Source organism: Streptomyces flaveolus (assembly GCF_044765825.1).
In the GTDB taxonomy this organism is placed as follows: domain Bacteria; phylum Actinomycetota; class Actinomycetes; order Streptomycetales; family Streptomycetaceae; genus Streptomyces; species Streptomyces flaveolus.
The window spans coordinates 370900-386224 of the sequence record NZ_JBIWKU010000002.1; the positions used below are offsets into that span (position 1 = coordinate 370900).

The 15325-nt window shown below is 68.5% G+C and carries 15 protein-coding genes and 5 pseudogenes; 8 read left to right on the forward strand and 12 right to left on the reverse strand.

All coding sequences use genetic code 11. The features are described from left to right. The first annotated feature begins 49 nt into the window (after window positions 1-49). A complete protein-coding gene (locus tag ACIRG6_RS06935; protein WP_403321311.1) occupies window positions 50-1030 on the forward strand; it encodes an aliphatic sulfonate ABC transporter substrate-binding protein in 981 nt (326 codons plus the stop codon). Next, on the forward strand, window positions 1027-2481 hold the full coding sequence (locus tag ACIRG6_RS06940; protein WP_364682561.1) for a sulfatase-like hydrolase/transferase: 1455 nt from the start codon (window positions 1027-1029) through the stop codon (window positions 2479-2481). The genes ACIRG6_RS06935 and ACIRG6_RS06940 overlap by 4 nt, the downstream gene beginning before the upstream one ends. Window positions 2482-2737: 256 nt before the next feature. Here the strand turns inward: ACIRG6_RS06940 and ACIRG6_RS06945 are convergent, their stop codons facing one another. Then, window positions 2738-3568, reverse strand: coding sequence for a glycoside hydrolase domain-containing protein (locus ACIRG6_RS06945; RefSeq protein ID WP_403321314.1), 831 nt, complete (start codon window positions 3566-3568; stop codon window positions 2738-2740). A gap of 699 nt (window positions 3569-4267) precedes the next feature. Here ACIRG6_RS06945 and ACIRG6_RS06950 point away from each other — a divergent pair. Then, window positions 4268-4573: pseudogene (locus tag ACIRG6_RS06950) on the forward strand (IS110 family transposase); the annotation flags it as partial. Window positions 4574-4578: 5 nt separating this feature from the next. On the opposite strand, the pseudogene ACIRG6_RS06955 reads toward ACIRG6_RS06950, so the two are convergent. Together ACIRG6_RS06955 and ACIRG6_RS06960 are read right to left on the reverse strand one after the other, a co-directional pair. After that, a pseudogene (locus tag ACIRG6_RS06955) lies at window positions 4579-4930 on the reverse strand (serine/threonine-protein phosphatase); the annotation flags it as partial. A gap of 78 nt (window positions 4931-5008) precedes the next feature. Beyond that, complete coding sequence (locus tag ACIRG6_RS06960) at window positions 5009-6763, reverse strand: thiamine pyrophosphate-binding protein (RefSeq protein ID WP_364822717.1); 1755 nt, start codon at window positions 6761-6763, stop codon at window positions 5009-5011. 75 nt (window positions 6764-6838) lie between these two features. Here ACIRG6_RS06960 and ACIRG6_RS06965 point away from each other — a divergent pair, with 75 nt between their 5' ends. Beyond that, the gene (locus ACIRG6_RS06965) at window positions 6839-7240 is read left to right on the forward strand and encodes a cupin domain-containing protein (protein ID WP_403321317.1); all 402 of its coding nucleotides are present in this window, start codon (window positions 6839-6841) and stop codon (window positions 7238-7240) included. Here ACIRG6_RS06965 and ACIRG6_RS06970 read toward each other — a convergent pair. From ACIRG6_RS06970 to ACIRG6_RS06990, 5 genes and pseudogenes are all read right to left on the reverse strand, one after another. After that, window positions 7234-7938, reverse strand: coding sequence for a triose-phosphate isomerase (locus tag ACIRG6_RS06970; protein ID WP_403321320.1), 705 nt, complete (start codon window positions 7936-7938; stop codon window positions 7234-7236). The two genes, ACIRG6_RS06965 and ACIRG6_RS06970, sit on opposite strands and share 7 nt — an antisense overlap. 51 nt (window positions 7939-7989) lie before the next feature. Further along, complete coding sequence (hxlB, locus tag ACIRG6_RS06975; protein WP_403321322.1) at window positions 7990-8598, reverse strand: 6-phospho-3-hexuloisomerase; 609 nt, start codon at window positions 8596-8598, stop codon at window positions 7990-7992. A gap of 55 nt (window positions 8599-8653) precedes the next feature. Then, on the reverse strand, window positions 8654-9241 hold the full coding sequence (locus ACIRG6_RS06980; protein ID WP_403321324.1) for a nitroreductase family protein: 588 nt from the start codon (window positions 9239-9241) through the stop codon (window positions 8654-8656). Between the two features lie 257 nt (window positions 9242-9498). Further along, window positions 9499-9933: a hypothetical protein gene (locus ACIRG6_RS06985; RefSeq protein ID WP_403321326.1), complete on the reverse strand. Its 435-nt coding sequence runs from the start codon at window positions 9931-9933 to the stop codon at window positions 9499-9501. Window positions 9934-10540: 607 nt separating this feature from the next. Then, a pseudogene (locus ACIRG6_RS06990) lies at window positions 10541-11200 on the reverse strand (alpha/beta fold hydrolase); the annotation flags it as partial. A gap of 82 nt (window positions 11201-11282) precedes the next feature. Here ACIRG6_RS06990 and ACIRG6_RS06995 point away from each other — a divergent pair. Both ACIRG6_RS06995 and ACIRG6_RS07000 read left to right on the forward strand, forming a co-directional pair. Continuing rightward, window positions 11283-11570: pseudogene (locus tag ACIRG6_RS06995) on the forward strand (hypothetical protein); the annotation flags it as partial. Continuing rightward, complete coding sequence (locus tag ACIRG6_RS07000; protein WP_364682577.1) at window positions 11567-11794, forward strand: hypothetical protein; 228 nt, start codon at window positions 11567-11569, stop codon at window positions 11792-11794. The pseudogene ACIRG6_RS06995 and the gene ACIRG6_RS07000, both read left to right, overlap by 4 nt. A 112-nt stretch (window positions 11795-11906) precedes the next feature. On the opposite strand, the gene ACIRG6_RS07005 is transcribed toward ACIRG6_RS07000, so the two are convergent. The 3 genes from ACIRG6_RS07005 to ACIRG6_RS07015 all read right to left on the reverse strand — a co-directional run bounded on the left by ACIRG6_RS07005 (window position 11907) and on the right by ACIRG6_RS07015 (window position 13195). After that, a complete protein-coding gene (locus ACIRG6_RS07005) occupies window positions 11907-12257 on the reverse strand; it encodes a DoxX family protein (RefSeq protein ID WP_403321329.1) in 351 nt (116 codons plus the stop codon). Between the two features lie 72 nt (window positions 12258-12329). Further along, the gene (locus tag ACIRG6_RS07010; protein WP_403321331.1) at window positions 12330-12569 is read right to left on the reverse strand and encodes a hypothetical protein; all 240 of its coding nucleotides are present in this window, start codon (window positions 12567-12569) and stop codon (window positions 12330-12332) included. Between the two features lie 59 nt (window positions 12570-12628). Continuing rightward, complete coding sequence (locus ACIRG6_RS07015; protein ID WP_403321333.1) at window positions 12629-13195, reverse strand: LLM class flavin-dependent oxidoreductase; 567 nt, start codon at window positions 13193-13195, stop codon at window positions 12629-12631. Here ACIRG6_RS07015 and ACIRG6_RS07020 point away from each other — a divergent pair. Then, on the forward strand, window positions 13131-13499 hold the full coding sequence (locus tag ACIRG6_RS07020; RefSeq protein WP_318216682.1) for a winged helix-turn-helix transcriptional regulator: 369 nt from the start codon (window positions 13131-13133) through the stop codon (window positions 13497-13499). The genes ACIRG6_RS07015 and ACIRG6_RS07020 overlap by 65 nt on opposite strands. A gap of 59 nt (window positions 13500-13558) precedes the next feature. Here the strand turns inward: ACIRG6_RS07020 and ACIRG6_RS07025 are convergent. Next, a pseudogene (locus ACIRG6_RS07025) lies at window positions 13559-13705 on the reverse strand (IS5/IS1182 family transposase); the annotation flags it as partial. 386 nt (window positions 13706-14091) lie between these two features. Between ACIRG6_RS07025 and ACIRG6_RS07030 the strand changes: the two are divergent. Continuing rightward, complete coding sequence (locus ACIRG6_RS07030) at window positions 14092-15300, forward strand: S8 family peptidase (RefSeq protein ID WP_403321335.1); 1209 nt, start codon at window positions 14092-14094, stop codon at window positions 15298-15300. Window positions 15301-15325: the final 25 nt, after the last annotated feature.

A 15325-nucleotide genomic window follows, 5' to 3' on the forward strand; every position in this document is an offset into this window, starting at 1 on the left:
GGACCGCGCCGCCTCCCCTGACGACTCGACTCCTCCGAAAGGTCATGTCATGAGCATGTCTCGTCGCGGTTTTCTGACCGCACTCTCCGCGACCACTCTGGGACTCACCGTGTCCGCCTGCTCCTCCGCGGACGGCGACGCCGGTAGTGGCGGCTCCGTCCGCTTCGGCTACATCGCCGACTTCAACGGCGCCAGCCTGCTGGCCATCGCCGACCAGCAGGGACTGTGGAAGAAGCACGGGGTCTCCGCCTCGTACAAGGCGTTCGTCAACGGCCCCATCCAGATCCAGGCGCTCGGCAGCGGCGACCTCGACTACGGCTACATCGGCCCCGGCGCCATGTGGCTGCCGGCGTCCGGCAGATCGAAGATCGTGGCCGTCAACACCCTCACCTACGCCGACCACGTCATCGCCCGGCCCGGCATCTCCTCCATTGCCGACCTGAGGGGCAAGAAGGTCGGCGTCCCCGAGGGCACCTCGGGCGAGATGATCCTCAACCTCGCCCTGCGCGAGGCGGGCATGACCATGGACGACATCGAGAAGGTCGCCATGGATCCTCCCACGGTCGTCTCCGCCTTCTCCTCCGGACAGATCGACGGCGCCGGCATCTTCTACCCGCTCATCGACACCATCAGGAAGAAGGTGCCGGACCTGGTCGAGGTCGCGAGCACCGAGAAGATCGGCGGCAACTTCCCGACGGCGTTCGTCGCCGGGAACAAGGTGGACCGCGCGACCGAGGTGAAGGTCGTCCGGGTCCTCCAGGAGGCCAACGACTGGCGGGCCGCGCATCCCGAGGAGTCGATCAACGCCGCGGCGAAGCTGCTGAAGGTGCCCGCGGCCATCGTCAAGGCCGACGCGAGCCACGTCCGTACGCTCACCACCGCAGACCTCGTCGCCAAGACGAAGGACGGCACGATCGCCGGATGGCTGGACGGCATGAGCGACTTCTTCGTCAGCACCGGCCAGCTGGACAAGGCCCCCGAGGCCGACTCGTTCTACGCGGCCGACGTCTACACCGAGGCGGCCGCGTGAACATCCTCTTCCTGATGACCGACCAGCACCGCGTCGACACCCTGGGCTGTTACGGCAACCCGCACGTGGACACGCCGAACCTGGACCGCCTCGCCGCCACCGGCACACGCTTCGACCGCTTCTACACCCCCACCGCCATCTGCACGCCGGCCCGCGCCAGCCTGCTCACCGGGCAGGCCCCCTTCCGCCACCGCCTGCTGGCCAACTACGAACGCAACGTCGGCTACCTGGAGGACCTTCGCGAGGACGCCTTCACCTTCCCCACCGCGCTGGCCGAGCAGGACTACCAGCTCGGCCTGGTCGGCAAGTGGCACGTCGGCACCCACCGCAACGCCGCGTCCTACGGCTTCGACGGCCCCGACCTGCCGGGCTGGCACAACCCCGTCGACCACCCGGACTACCTCGCCTACCTGGAGGAACGCGGCCTGCCGCCGTACCGGATCACTGACCTCGTACGCGGCACCACGCCCAACGGCAACCCGGGCAACCTGCTCGCCGCCAGGCTCCAGCAGCCCGTCGAGGCCACCTTCGAGTACTACCTCGCCACCCGCGCCATCGAGCAGCTGGACAAGTACGCCGCCGACGGCCGCCCCTTCTACCTGGCCACCCACTTCTTCGGCCCGCACCTGCCCTATCTTCTGCCGGACGCCTACTACGACCGCTACGACCCCGCCCTCGTCGACCTGCCCCCGTCGATCGCCGAGACCTTCGAGGGCAAACCGCCGGTCCAGCGCAACTACAGCGCGCACTGGACGTTCGACACCATGCCGATCGAGGTCACCCGCAAACTCATCGCCGTCTACTGGGGCTACGTCAGCCTCGTCGACGAACAGATCGGCCGTATCCTCACCCGCCTCGACGAACTCGGCCTGGACTCCGACACGTCGGTCTTCTTCACCGCCGACCACGGCGAGTTCACCGGCGCCCACCGGCTGCACGACAAGGGGCCGGCCATGTACGAGGACATCTACCGCATCCCCGGGATCCTCCGGGTACCGGGGCAACAACCGCAGGTGAGACGGGAATTCGTCAGCCTCACCGACTGCACCGCCACCATCCTCGACCTGGCCGGCTGCGACCCCTCACCGGCCACCGACAGCCGCAGCCTGCTACCCCTGGTCCGCGGCGAACACCCCGACTGGCCGAACGAGTTGCTGGCCGAGTTCCACGGCCACCACTTCCCCTACCCACAGAGAATGCTCCGCGACGACCGCTACAAGCTCGTCGTCAACCCGGAGTCGGTCAACGAGCTCTACGACCTCGACACCGACCCCCACGAGCTGACCAACCGCTACCCCCACCCGGAGCTCACCCCCGTGCGGCGCCACCTGATGCGCCGCATGTACGACCTGCTGCGGGAACGCGGCGACAACTTCTACCACTGGATGACCCCGATGTTCGACATCGGCGCCCCCGACTACGACCCCACGCTCAGCGCCTTCGAACAGTGAGGCCCGGCGGACTCGGGACATGGGCCTTCGGCGGATCGGTGACGAGCCAGGAGCCAGCCAATGCGGAGTTCTTCCGCCCAGGCGAAGGTGACGACCCCGAGCGCGCCGAACTCACGGGACTGCGTCGAGGACCTGTACGTCATCGACGCCTCGGTGATGCCGGGCCTGCCCACCGCAAACCCCAACCTCAGGGCAGGGACCGGCACGTGGCCCTGGCCCTCCAGAAGGCTATGCTGCACCGTTCACGACGAGCCGGTCAGCCGATGATGGCGACCGGGGCGTCCCAGGCGTTGCGGTCGACGGTGATGGTGTGACCCCCGCGAGTCTCCTTGCTGTTGGCCTTGTACTGGTGGCCGCGACTGTGGTCGGTGTACAGCTTCGGGTCCCAGGGCCAGTCCTTGGTGGTGGTCTCCTGGCCGTTCCACAGGGCGTACCAGAGGTTGCCCGGCAGGTCGGTGCGGTTCTTGGCGGTGGCGATCGCCTTGGCGCTGGAGCTGCTGAAGCCGTAGAGGCCGGCGCGGTAAGTCTTGGCGCGCAAGGTCTTGGTGAAGGAGCGCACGTAGGTGAGGGTGGCGTCGTTGCAGGCCTTGTCGGCGATGTCGTACGACTCCATGTTGAGGTAGATCGGGCTGCCGGCCTTCATCCCGAGGGCCGAGGCCTTGGCGATCGCGTCGTTGGCGTTGGCGACCCCGACCGAGGCCGCGGTGGCCGCGGTGAACCTCTCCTTGTTGAGGCTCTTCTGGCAGGGCGGTTGGGCGCCGACGTACAGGGGGATGACCCGCCAGCCGAGGGTGTCGACCGACTTCACCCAGGACTTGGTGAGGTTGGGCTGGGCGCAGCCGCGGTTCTTGCCGCCGATGTAGACGGCGACGCCGCCGTAGTAGGCGTCCTTCTTCCACGCCTTCATCGCGGTGAGCGAAGGTGCCGTGCAGGCGTCGAACGCCCGGCCGGTGTAGGTCTTCTGCGCCGGCCACGCGGTGGCGGCCATCGAGGTCTGCGCCACTGTCCCGGCGCCGGCCACGACGACGACGCCGGTCGTCGCCAGGGCGATGTAGCGGCCCTTTCTGGATATCCGGTGCTTCGGCATTTCCCCACCCCATGAAAATCGGACTTCGGTTTTCCCGATCTTGCTCACTCTATCTTCACGCGGCGGAACCGCAGTAACCGGCCAGGGCCATGAGGAGTCGGTGTGTGCCGTTCGGCGTAGAAGCGGTTCACGCGCTTTGCCCCCAGATACCGGGCACGCACCGTAGACACCCATCCGCTCGTTCGGTGCGATCTCTGTACAAGAGGGCTGAACGAGTAGATGGCGACTGGCGGGAGTTCAGCCTACGAACTTGCGGCCGATGAACCACAAGCCCCCTCCTGCCGCAAGGGCGGTGAGTCCCAGGAGCAGGACAGGAAGGCCGGGGCCGGGGCCGGGGCCGGGGCCGGGGCCGGGGCCGGGGCCGGGGCCGGGGCCGGGGCCGGGGCCGGGGCCGGGAGGAACGTACATCGCTGCTCCGGCCGCGAGGTCCGGGCAGTCGCCCTGTCAGTCCGCCTCGGGCTCGACCGAGGGCGTGATCGTCCGGTTCGCCCTGCTGGTGCCGCCCCGTTACCTTCTTCGTGGCCCCGCAACGGGGTTGCCGGTCTCCGGTCCGGTATGACTTGAGCCCCTTGTCGATCACGGTCGAAAAAGTGGTGTCACCGGACCGGGAGGCATTGGCAGACCGCTGATCAGGGGCATGACCGCTCACCTGCTCGTCGAGGTGAAGCAGGCCTTCGTCACGTGGATGCCGGCACGCCGATGCCGCAGCGGAGGCTGGGAAGGGTCTGCTGGGGAGGGCTTGTGCACCACGAGGGCGAGATCGATGTCTACCTCGGCCTGGACGTCGGCAAGGGTGAACATCACGGCACGGCTATCACCCCGGCGGGCAAGCGAGTGTTCGACAAACCGCTGCCGAACAGTGAACCGCGGTTGCGGGAACCGTTTACGAAGCTGCAGGCCAGACACGGAACCGTGCGGGTGGTAGTGGATCGGTCGGCCTCGGTCGGGGCTCTGCCGCCGACCGTAGCCCGCGACGCGGGCTGCCGCGTGGCCTGTCTTCCCGGGCGCCCTAACAGCCTGCGGTCGAGCCGGGCGGAGACCGACACCAGGTCCGGCTCGTCGAGCACCGCCTCCCGGAACGCCCCCAGCGGCGAGGCGACCGTCGCGACCGCAACCAGTACGTGCCCCTGCACGTCGCCCATCACCACCCGGTTCAGGCCCACACAGCGCACTGTCCCGACCCGCTCGGGCAGCGGGGGGGGCGACGGCGCGCCGGGCGGCCTCGGCGGCGGTGCGCTCCAGATCCAGCTGGGCGTCGCGGCGGCTGCGTACGAAGGACACGAACACGCTGAGCACGGAGACGAAGACGATGCTCAGCAGGTCGGTGTGGCCCGGCCGGTCCAGCTGGAAGGCCGGGATGTGTCTACGGGCGCTGCCGCTCGCCCTGGCCGTGGCGATCTGCGCGCGGCCCGCGGAACCGCACGGCGTCCCCGGCGCCCTTCAGGCACCGCCCCGCAGCGCGGCGATCCTGCCCTTCAGGGCCCAGGGGACCTCCGACGGGTCGACGCGCACGTCGATGACCGTCGGGCGATCCGTGGCGGTCAGGGCAGCCGTCAGCGCATCCTCGAACTCTGGAAGGGTACGGGCCACGACGCCGTGTGCGCCAAGACCGCGGCCGATCGTGGCCGCGTCCATCGGGGTGCGGAACATGGCCCCGTGGGAGTGGCCGAACACGCCGTCCTGAACATTGCGGACCATGGCGTTGCCGCCGTTGTTCAGGACGACCCAGATCACCGACAGCCGTTCCTCGGCAGCCGTGTGGGTCTCCATCCCGCTCATCGCGTAGGCCGCGTCGCCGGTGAGCGCCACGACGGGGCGACCGTCGCAGGCGAGCGCCCCGCCGATGGCAGCGCCCGCGCTGTAGCCCATGGAGCCGACGTTCAGCGAGACATGCACGGCGCCGGGAGGCCGACTGACGTACCACCGGCCCATCCAGCTCAGACAGTTGCCGTTGTCGACGAAGAGCAGGGTGTCGGCCGGCAGTGACCTGCTCATCGACGCGACGACGGCCGAGGCGGGCAGACCGCCTTCTCCCGCAGCCGGTTCGCCCGGCTCAGGCCGCCCAGACGGCTCTTCCGGCCGACGACCGGCCAGTGGGGCGGCGGCGCCCAACTCCTCCAGCACAGCGTGCAGGGTTGCCGCGGCATCGCCGACCACCTCGACATCCGCCGGGAAGCCCGCGTCCATGCGCAGCGGGTCGATGTCGACTCGGCACACACGCCTGCCCTCGGTCAGTCCGGTCTGCCAGTTGCCGGTGGACAGTTCCCCCAGCGCGCTGCCCAGCACGAGAAGCGTGTCGACCTCAGGGTTCAGTACGAGTTCGTGGGCGCGGGGAGAGCCGGCGAAGCCGAAGACACCCGCGGACAGCGGATGATCCTCCGGGAAGACGCTCTTGCCTTTGATCGTGGTCGCGACGGGCCAGCCCAGCGATTCGGCCAACCGGATCAGCGGCGTCGTGGCGCGCGCCAGCTTGGCCCCCTGGCCGGCCAGGATCACCCCGTTCCCCGCTGCCCCCAACAGGTCGGTCATCTGCCTGACGGCACTTTGGGCCGGCTCTGCCGCCGAAGGCGAGCGCAAGCGTTCCAGGGCCCGGATGCAGCTTCCCGCTCCGGTCGACACGGCCCTCGGCAGGAAGTCGGTCGGTACCGAGAGGTGCACGGCGCCCGGGCGCCCCGCCCGTGCGGTTCGCATCGCGTGGGCGAGCAGCCTGGGGGTCTGGTCAGGGTGGTGCAGGAGTGCTGAGAGTTTGGTGGCCGAGCGAAAAGCGGAGACGGTGTCGACGGACCAGTTCCCGCCGCTGCTGTCCTGCAGGCTTCCCCGGCCGGCCAGCGACGATTCGGTCTGGGCCGAGATGACCAGCATGGGCACTCCGTCGCTGGTCGCACTCGCCGCGGCCGTCAGCGCGTGGAGGGCTCCGGGTCCTGCGGTGGTGCACACCACGCCCGGGCAGCCGGTCGCCTGTGCGGTCCCCTCGGCCATGAAACCGGCACCTTCCTCGTGCCTGGCCAGCACCATGCGTATGCCCGGAAGGCGGTCCACAGCCTCGTACAGGGGCAGGAGGGGGCCTCCGGGTACGCCGAAGACATGACGTACGCCGAGTGCGCGGAGTCCGCACACGAGCAACTCGGCTACCGTGAGCGGCTGTTGTACCTCGTCGTGGGGACCGCTCGGTGTCCGACGGCGACGGCGTGTCATATGAACGAATCTCCCTTACTGTAGGGACCGAAAGACGTCCTGCGGCCGAACCATGCGGCACCAGAAGGAGCCGAGATGGAGAACGACTTTCCCCTGCTGCCTCCGGACCGCGATGGACCCGAGCCGGTCACGGTCGACCTCGCACGAGCCGCCGTGGCCGGTTCCCTTCGTGGCATTCCACTGGATGCCACGCACGTCACCATCAGCCGAACCGTCGTGCCACCGGGCGGGAGCACCGGTTGGCACTATCATGTGGACCCCGTTCTCGTGGTTGTTGCCGAAGGCACCCTCACCCACACGTTCGCCGACGGGAGCACCGACACGGTGGGGGCGGGCTCCTGTTTCGTGGAGCCGCAGGGCCCGGAGCAGGCCCATGTGGGGGTGAATCCGGCTGAGGTTCCTCTCGTTCTGCACGCGGTCTACTTCCTGCCCGACGCGACGTCCCCGCTGGCCGTGCCCGCCCCCGCGCCTCACTGAGATCCGCCGGTCAGGAGTTCGTCCAGGACTTCGGCCAGCAGTGCACTGTCCTGGGCGGCTCGTCCGAGGGCGACTCCGTCCCACGGCGCCGCTCGGCGCAGCGCGGTGTAGACGCCGGGCAGCACGGCACCGCCGTACAGGTAGCCGATCCGTTCGTCACCGAGTTCGCTGCGCAGGGTACGGAGTATTTCCGCAGCGTGTTCCGGGGAAGCCCCCTCGTCGCTGCCGATGGCCCATGCGGGTTCGTAGAGCACCAGGGCCCGTCGATCGGCCGGCAGGCCAGCGAGAGCCGCGGCCTGGCGGGCCACGTGCCGGCTCGCGTCCTGTGTGCCGAGGCGGCGGTCCTCACCCACGCAGAGCAGGGGAACGAGCCCCGCCCGGGCAGCGGCGACTGCCTTTCGGCCTATCAGCGCGTCGTCCTCGTGGAAGAGGCGTCGGCGTTCTGCGTGCCCGAGCATCACGTGCGTACAGCCGGTCTCCGCCAACAGGTCGGCGCTGACCTCTCCGGTGAACGCCCCCCTGTCGGGCCAGCAGTTCTGCGCCGCGACGTGAAGACCGGTACCCCGCAGACGCTGCTGGGCCAGGGGCAGCAGCGGGTGCGGAAGGCAGGCGAAGAAGGAGACTCGCGCGAGTGCCGGGGCGTGCGGCAGGACGATCTTGTCGAGCCATTCCATGGTGTCTCGCAGGCCCAGGTTCATCTTGGTACTGGCTCAGTGGTGGCGTCGAGGTCTGCATGTGGTTCCTCGTCATCATTCGAGATTGGTGTGGCGTGCGAACATCGCCCGGACGTCGAGGCGTTGGCTGCCTTCCATCACCAGCACCAGGCAGTCGAAGAAGAGGAAGGCGCCCTGCTCGAAGAGCGTGCCGACGAACTGGGAGGAGGCCGAGGGCTGGTAGTTCTGGCCGTACTCGCTCAGCCGCACGACGAGGTCGGCTCCCTGGGCGAGCGTGCTGTCCGCATCGCCGGTGACCGCGGCGACACGTGCGCCGGCGCGAGTGGCGGCGCGTGCCAGGGTGACCACGACGGAGGTCTCGCCGGAACCGCTGCAGGCGATCAGCAGATCTCCGGCGGTGATCGCCGGGGTGGTGGCGTCGGCGGCAATGTGAGCGGTCAGCCCCATGTGCATCAGGCGCGTGGCGAATGCGTCGACGGCCATCTTCGAGCGCCCCATGCCGAGGACGAAGACGCGGTCAGCCGCCTCGATGGCATCGATCAGGGCCCTCACCTCCTGCTCGGCGGCCTGCGACAGGACGGCTTCGACCTCCCGGAGCACGACGCGCCGGGCGCTGGCGAAGGCACCGTCGACACCGACGGGGAGGTCGGCCGGGCGTTCGGGTTCGTTGGACGGGTCAACCATGATTCTTTCCGGTTCCAAGTCACGCTGGGGCGAGGGCGGGCGGCTGGGGCGTGCTTCACCAGTGGTCGTGATGAAGCACCTGGTGGAGGGGACGACGCGGAGCACGCCGGAAGCCTCGGCCGTGGTAGTGCCCCACGGCCAGCAGGCCCGCCTGGCGTACACCGGGGGGCAGGGCCAGTACTCGCGCGGCCTCCTCCTCTCGGTCGAGGTGTAGCACGGTCACGGCACATGCCAGGTCCTCCAGGCGCAGGGCCATCATCAGGCTCCACATCGCCGGCCAGACAGAGCCGTAGTAGACGGAGTGCGCGACGTGCTCGGCGGGTTCGTCGAAGCCGAGGGCCACAAAGCGCTGCACGAAGTCGCCTGGCCCGGACTCCATGCACGGAACGACGAGCAGCGGAGCCCGGTGCAGGTGGTCGGCGAGGTGACGGGAACTCTCCCAGACCCGCTTGCGCGCCGGGTCGTCGCCGGCCTGTTCCCGCATCGCCTCCAGGTAGGGACGGGCGGCACGGCGATAGCAGTCGGCCAGGGCCGCTCGCACGTCCGGGTCCGTGACCACGATCCAGTGCCACAGTTGGTCGTTGGAACCGTTGGGCGCCTGCAGCGCCACTTCCAGCGCCCGCTGCACCGCGTCCCGCGCCACGGGCCGGTCTCAGTCGAGCCGCCTGCGCACCGAGTGGGTGGTGGTCAGAACGTCGTGAGCGGAAAGGGAATCGGCACTGACAGGTGCCGTGCCTGATCGATTCTCCATACCTTTCGCCTTCCGCTTTCGGTCTGCGGCAAACGCAAAGGCCCCTATGTCGTGACTCAAGTGTCTAAGGTTCGGAATATGATGCGACTGACCTTGCGTGACAGGGGCACTGGTGTCTGCACCGTGATGCTGCTGTCGGCTTTCCGCGGTCACACGATGGTCAGCGTGCTGAGACCGTCCAGGTCGGTCAGCCCGGCGGTGGTCAGGCACGGTGTGGGGTTGGAGAGGTCCGGGACGATGGCGACGGTGACGTTCACCAGGTGGCCCGCGTAGCGGCCGGTCAAGACCGTCCCTGCCGACGTGTATACCTGAGTGGTGCCGGCTGCGCTGATGTCGATGCCGGTGACTTGCACGGTGGACTGCTGACTCGTGCCGTTGGCGAGTCGCCAGACCAGAGTGGCCGTCGCGGTGCTGGGGAAGGTGACGCACGTGGCGTTCGGGACCGTACTGCCCTCCTGGTAAGTCACGGAGGTGACACCGTCGTTGACCAGGCACGAGCCGTAGGAGCCCGTCGACGTGTAGGTGACCGTCTGCGGTACGAACTCCTTCAGCCCCGGGCTGTACGTGGTGACTTGGCTGCCCACGCATGTGATGGGCGGCGCAGCCGAAGCCGCAGTGGCCCACAGCGGACAGGACAGCAGAGCTGCTGACAGGGCGACGCATATGCTTCTGCGAGTACGGCGTTCCATGGTGCACTTCCTTCCTCAGGGGTGCGGTCGGCGAAGCGACCGTCGGGCGGCGTCGGGTACGGTCGATGCATGGAACACGCACACCGGACCGCGCGCTCCACAGTGTGCTCCGCACTTCCGGGCCTCGCCTTTCGCACACTGTGATTCAGACGAAACCAGGGTGGCGGCGGCGCACGAAGGGGGCGCGAGTGACCGCTTCGGCCAGTGGTTGAGCTCCAGGAGCAGCAGGAGGCCAGAGAGGCGGACCCGCAACGGCTGGATACCGCCCTTCCCGGAGAACGGTGTCTCTATGATGGCGAGTTCGTGTGACCGTTGTTACAGCAGATGGTGACACGGGGCATCTTCCGCGCTTGCGGACCGCGCGCCGAGGAGACCCGCCCGTGGCAGCCAGCCAGGGCTGCACGATCCCGGCATGGACATCAGCGCGTCAGGAGCGGCAGGATCGTCGTCGTCACGGTTCGGCCCGATCGCCTGCGCCGCAACCGGGTCGACCACGCTGCGCCTACGCCGCGAGTGTGTCCAGGACTTCTGTGACGGAGGCGGGATCCAGAGGGCCTACGTGCGACGCCTCGGGAAAGTTGTGCACGCGGAAGCGGTTGCCGAGTGTGAGCGCGTCGGCCTCCGCGATCATCCTGTCCTGGAGAGCGGTGGCGATCGTCCGGTCTTTACCGAAGCGCAGGTAGGTGCGGGGAATGCGTCCCCAGCTGTCGGTTCGGCCGGCGGCTCGGCCCGCACAAGCGGCGATGGGCTCGTCGGTCTGCATGCCGGCCAGTATCCGGCGGAAGTCGCCGTCGGGGCAGTCCGTGCAGATCATCTCCTTCAGCAGGGCCAGTTCACGGCTGTCACCTGTCCGGAAGTTCAGCCGCAGCACCCCGAGCCGGTCCGGGTCACCCACCGTCAGCTCGACCGGGCTGACGGCGTCAGCGTTCTCGGGTGCCGCCGTGCAGGCGTCCGCTGTGGGCAGGATACGGCTGGGACAGAAGGCCGCCATGTAGCAGATGTGGTGAAGCAGGTGCGAGACAGCGTTGCCGACACGGCTGACCGATACGCCATCCAGGCTGTGCCCGACCAGCACCACCGGGCCGTTCCTCGCCGCGCACCGCACGATGCCCGTGACGCGCGCCTCGTAGTCGTCCGGCCCGAGGCCCTTCAGCGGGGATGGACAGCCCCCAGTTCATTCCCGTTGCTCGACCAGGTGACCGTCCGCGTCCCGGTCGGGCGTCCCCGCACCCGGCCAGACGTGCAGGGCAGTGATTCCGGAGAAGGGGGACCAGGCAGCCAACCGGAAGAAGAGGGGCCGCCGGCGCGGTCGGCCCGTCACGTATGACGCCGAGCTCTACAAGGGGCGCAATGCCGTCGAGCGCCTGATCAACAAACTGAAGGCATGGCGGGGCATCGCCACCCGCTACGACAAGACCCCCGACAGCTACCTCGCCGGATCCCACCTCCGCACAGCGGCCATCTGGATCGGCAGCCTTCTACAAACCCGGTTGATCACGACAGGGCCTGTCCGCAGAATGGATACGCTATGAGCGACGCCTCACACTCACGTTTCCTGCGCATCGTCCTGCGCGCCGACTCCTCCGCCACGTCCTCGGCCGGGACGATCACGCTGATCACGGCCCTGCTCGCACTCGTCTACACCGACACCGTCGCGGGCATCGTCGCCGCCACCGTCCTCTTTGCCGCCTGGGTCGCCGTCGGCGTGACCGCCCGCAGGCATCAGCGGCTCGGCGGGGAGGAACCGGACCGCTGAAGACCGATGATGATGTCCACGATTTGCCGCCCCGTTGATCGCGGCTCCAACCGCTCGGGCAGGTCACGTCGGTACCGAGGCTCTCCACTCCCGCTCACGGAACGGCGGACGATCAGAGGGCTGCGACCCGCAACACGATGAGCACGGTGGCGACACCCGTGAGGACGGCCGCCGGGGGCGCGCCCTTGTAGTCACTGACACGCAGGTGTGCGGCGACCGCGCCGATGAAGTAGAGCGTCAAGCCGACGGCAGCGGCGATACCGATGAGCCCCCACCAGAGTCCCATGATGAGACCCCCCGCGCCGGCGATCTGAGCGACGCACAGGAACGGCAACATGCCGTAGGACAGGCCAAGCGTGGACATCTGGTCGACAAGCCGCTTCGGCCGGGTGAATTTGGCACCGGCCGAGGCCACGAGCACCACCGACATGAGCGAAGAGACGATGACACAGGCGATGAACATGGCAGTACCTCAATTGTTCGACGGGACAGAGTAGTTGCACACCAGATGCGTCGGCCGTGCCCCGCTTCGCGGTCAGGCGTTCTCGAGCAGCAGGTGGTTGTGCTCCACGGGCTTGGTCATGAGGGCGGCGTCACCCGTCTCCAGCTCGTGGATACGAGACGGCTCGCTGTTGGCGACCCCGCCACGGCGAACGCGCCAGGGCTGAGCACGCTCGGCGGCAGCGTCGAACAAGGCCCGCGTGATCCGCAGGACATCGACGGCGTTCTCGCCGGACGCCAGCACGAACGCGTCGATGCACAGCAGGCGTGACACGCGTCCCAGGGACCCGGCTTGCGATGATCTCCCGGGTGCTGCTGACCAAGAGGGCGCCGTCAGGACCGGCCATCGCCTCGAAAGTCGAGCGGTCGAGGCAAGCGCCGCGGCCCTGAGCGAAATACGCGCGGTAGTAGGGGTAGAAGGTCTTGCGTGCTCCCTGCGAGGCCGCACCGACCGAGAAGTGACTGGCCACCCCAAGCCCGAGCGCGGAGCGAAGTCCTGGTAGAGACGGACGGGGTCGAGCACGCCAGGACCGAGACGGCACCGGTCCGGGTGAGGGACGAGGTGTTGGCGGCGGTGGCAGCCAGGACGATGGCCGGCGAGGAGACCGCGAACCGGGGTGTGTGGTGTTCACCGACGCCGGACACGTCGAGCCCCGCTCGGTCGGCGAAGACACCGACTTCCACGATGTCGCGGACTCGTTGCGCGCCGCTGTCACCCGGCACTGTCTCGGTGAGGGAGAAGACGCCGAGCTCAACCTCGGCACCCTTCGGAGTGGTGCGCTGCATGCCTTCGACACTAGGCAGCCGATAGGTACCCAAAGGTACCCTTCGGCTCATGAGTCTCCGCCCCGGAACCGTCTTCCTCGCCGACTGCCCCGCACGCCTGGCCATCGAGATCATTGCCAGCAAATGGGCCGTGGTCACGCTCTTCGCGCTGAGCGACGGTCCCCTGCGGCACGGCGAGTTGGTCCAGTTGATCGGAGGCGTCTCACGCAAAGTACTGACGCAAACGCTGCGCCGCCTCCAGGACCACGGGCTCATCGAGCGGCACGTGTACGCCGAAGCGCCACCACGAGTGGAATACAGCTTGACCGAGCTCGGGCGAACTCTGGAGGAGCCCATCACAAAGCTCACCGAATGGGCGAAGTCCAACGGTGAAGCGATCGCCACCTTCCATGAGGCGGCTGAGGCGAAAGACGCCTAAAGGCTGTCCCGCAATGGTCGAAGAGCTGAGTCAGCCAGCCCGGCGTCCGGCACCTCAGGTCATCCAGCAAGGGCGGTATTACGGAAGTGCACGATGCCGCGCATCGCGTGGTGCATTGAGGCGGCAGTCGCGGAAGATCTCCCAGCCCTTCATGCGGGCGAAGGCGTGCTCGACGCGGCACGGCCTTTGCGGTGCGAGCGGTTGTGTCGCCCCGAGCACCACGGCGTCAGGCCACGGCGGGTACACGGCCGCGCCGACAAGGATGCCCAGCAGGAGCAGGGCGACAACCAGGAAGAGCAAGAACAACCTGTCCTTGCTCAACGGTTCATGACATACCGGCGTACCCGCGAGTAGCCCTCTCTCTCGCGCACCGTTCGATCCGACGCCACGTCCGTTGTCATGTCGTGCGCATGGCAAACATGTTGATGCTTCGTCAACTCCCTTGATGGCACTACCGATCCTCGGCAACTCTTGATCGCAGCCCGGAGCGGAACGCCACGCCCCGCCCGGCAGGGGTGCGCGATCAAGCGCACCTGCCCCCACAGACGCGCGCCCCACCCGTGCGCGCCGCCAAGAGGAGGAATCCCTCGTAATGGCACAACCGCGTAGCAAGAGAATACGGTTCGCCGGGATCGCCGCTGTCGTGGCGACCACCTTGGCCGGCGGCCTTGCCGCCGTCCCCGCCCAGGCCGCTCCCGCCGAGGGCGAGGTGATCGGTGCCGGCTCGCCCACGGCAGTCCGAGACAGCTACATCGTGACACTGCGGAAGGACGCCGGGTTCAAGGCCTCCTCGACCACGGGCAAGAGTCTGGTCGAGGAGTACGGCGGCAGCGTGAACAGGACGTTCGGCAGCGCGCTGAACGGCTACACCGCCACGCTCTCCGCGACGGAGGCCAAGCGCCTGGCCGCCGACCCGGCGGTGGCGGCCGTCGAGCAGAACCAGCGGGTCAGCGTCACCGACACCACGCAGTCCAGCGCGCCGTGGGGCCTCGACCGCATCGACCAGACCTCCCTGCCGCTGTCCCGCACCTACACCTACCCGGACAGCGCCGGCAGCGGTGTGACGGCCTACCTCATCGACACCGGCGTACGCATCACACACCAGCAGATCAGTGGCCGTGCCGCCTACGGTTACGACGCCGTCGACGGCGACACCGACGCCGCGGACGGCAACGGCCACGGAACGCATGTGGCCACCACCATCGCCGGCTCCACCTACGGCGTGGCCAAGAAGGCGAAGATCGTCGCCGTGCGGGTGCTGGACAACAACGGATCCGGTACGACCGCCGGAGTCATCGCCGGCATCGACTGGGTGACCCGGAACCACTCCGGCCCCTCCGTCGCCAACCTGTCCCTCGGCGGCGGCGCCTCCGCCACACTGGACGCGGCCGTGCGCACTTCCATCGCGAGCGGCGTCACCTACGCGGTCGCCGCCGGCAACAGCAACGCCAACGCCTCCTCGTACTCCCCGGCCCGGGTCACCGAGGCCCTCACCGTCGGCGCCACTACCAGCACCGACGCCCGGGCCAGTTACTCCAACTACGGTTCCGTGCTGGACATCTTCGCCCCGGGGTCCTCCATCACGGCCGGCTGGAACACGGGCGACACCGCGACCAACACGATCTCCGGCACCTCCATGGCGACCCCGCACGTCGCCGGCGCCGCCGCGGTCTATCTGGCCAGCCACGCCTCCGCCACACCCGCGCAGGTCGCCACGGCCCTCGTGAACGGGGCGACGACCGGCAAGGTCACCAGCCCCGGCTCGGGCTCACCCAACCGGCTGCTGAAACTCGTACCGTAACCACTCCGCCCACGATCCGACCGTC

Coding starts and splice junctions, on each gene's coding strand:
- ACIRG6_RS06935 (WP_403321311.1), top strand. CDS start 50: ATGAGCATGTCTCGTCGCGGTTTTCTGACCGCACTCTCCGCGACCACT.
- ACIRG6_RS06970 (WP_403321320.1), bottom strand. CDS start 7,938: ATGAACCTGGGCCTGCGAGACACCATGGAATGGCTCGACAAGATCGTC.
- hxlB (WP_403321322.1), bottom strand. CDS start 8,598: ATGGTTGACCCGTCCAACGAACCCGAACGCCCGGCCGACCTCCCCGTC.
- ACIRG6_RS07020 (WP_318216682.1), top strand. CDS start 13,131: ATGAGTCTCCGCCCCGGAACCGTCTTCCTCGCCGACTGCCCCGCACGC.
- ACIRG6_RS07000 (WP_364682577.1), top strand. CDS start 11,567: ATGAGCGACGCCTCACACTCACGTTTCCTGCGCATCGTCCTGCGCGCC.
- ACIRG6_RS07030 (WP_403321335.1), top strand. CDS start 14,092: ATGGCACAACCGCGTAGCAAGAGAATACGGTTCGCCGGGATCGCCGCT.
- ACIRG6_RS06960 (WP_364822717.1), bottom strand. CDS start 6,763: ATGACACGCCGTCGCCGTCGGACACCGAGCGGTCCCCACGACGAGGTA.
- ACIRG6_RS06965 (WP_403321317.1), top strand. CDS start 6,839: ATGGAGAACGACTTTCCCCTGCTGCCTCCGGACCGCGATGGACCCGAG.
- ACIRG6_RS07015 (WP_403321333.1), bottom strand. CDS start 13,195: ATGATCTCGATGGCCAGGCGTGCGGGGCAGTCGGCGAGGAAGACGGTT.
- ACIRG6_RS07005 (WP_403321329.1), bottom strand. CDS start 12,257: ATGTTCATCGCCTGTGTCATCGTCTCTTCGCTCATGTCGGTGGTGCTC.
- ACIRG6_RS06945 (WP_403321314.1), bottom strand. CDS start 3,568: ATGCCGAAGCACCGGATATCCAGAAAGGGCCGCTACATCGCCCTGGCG.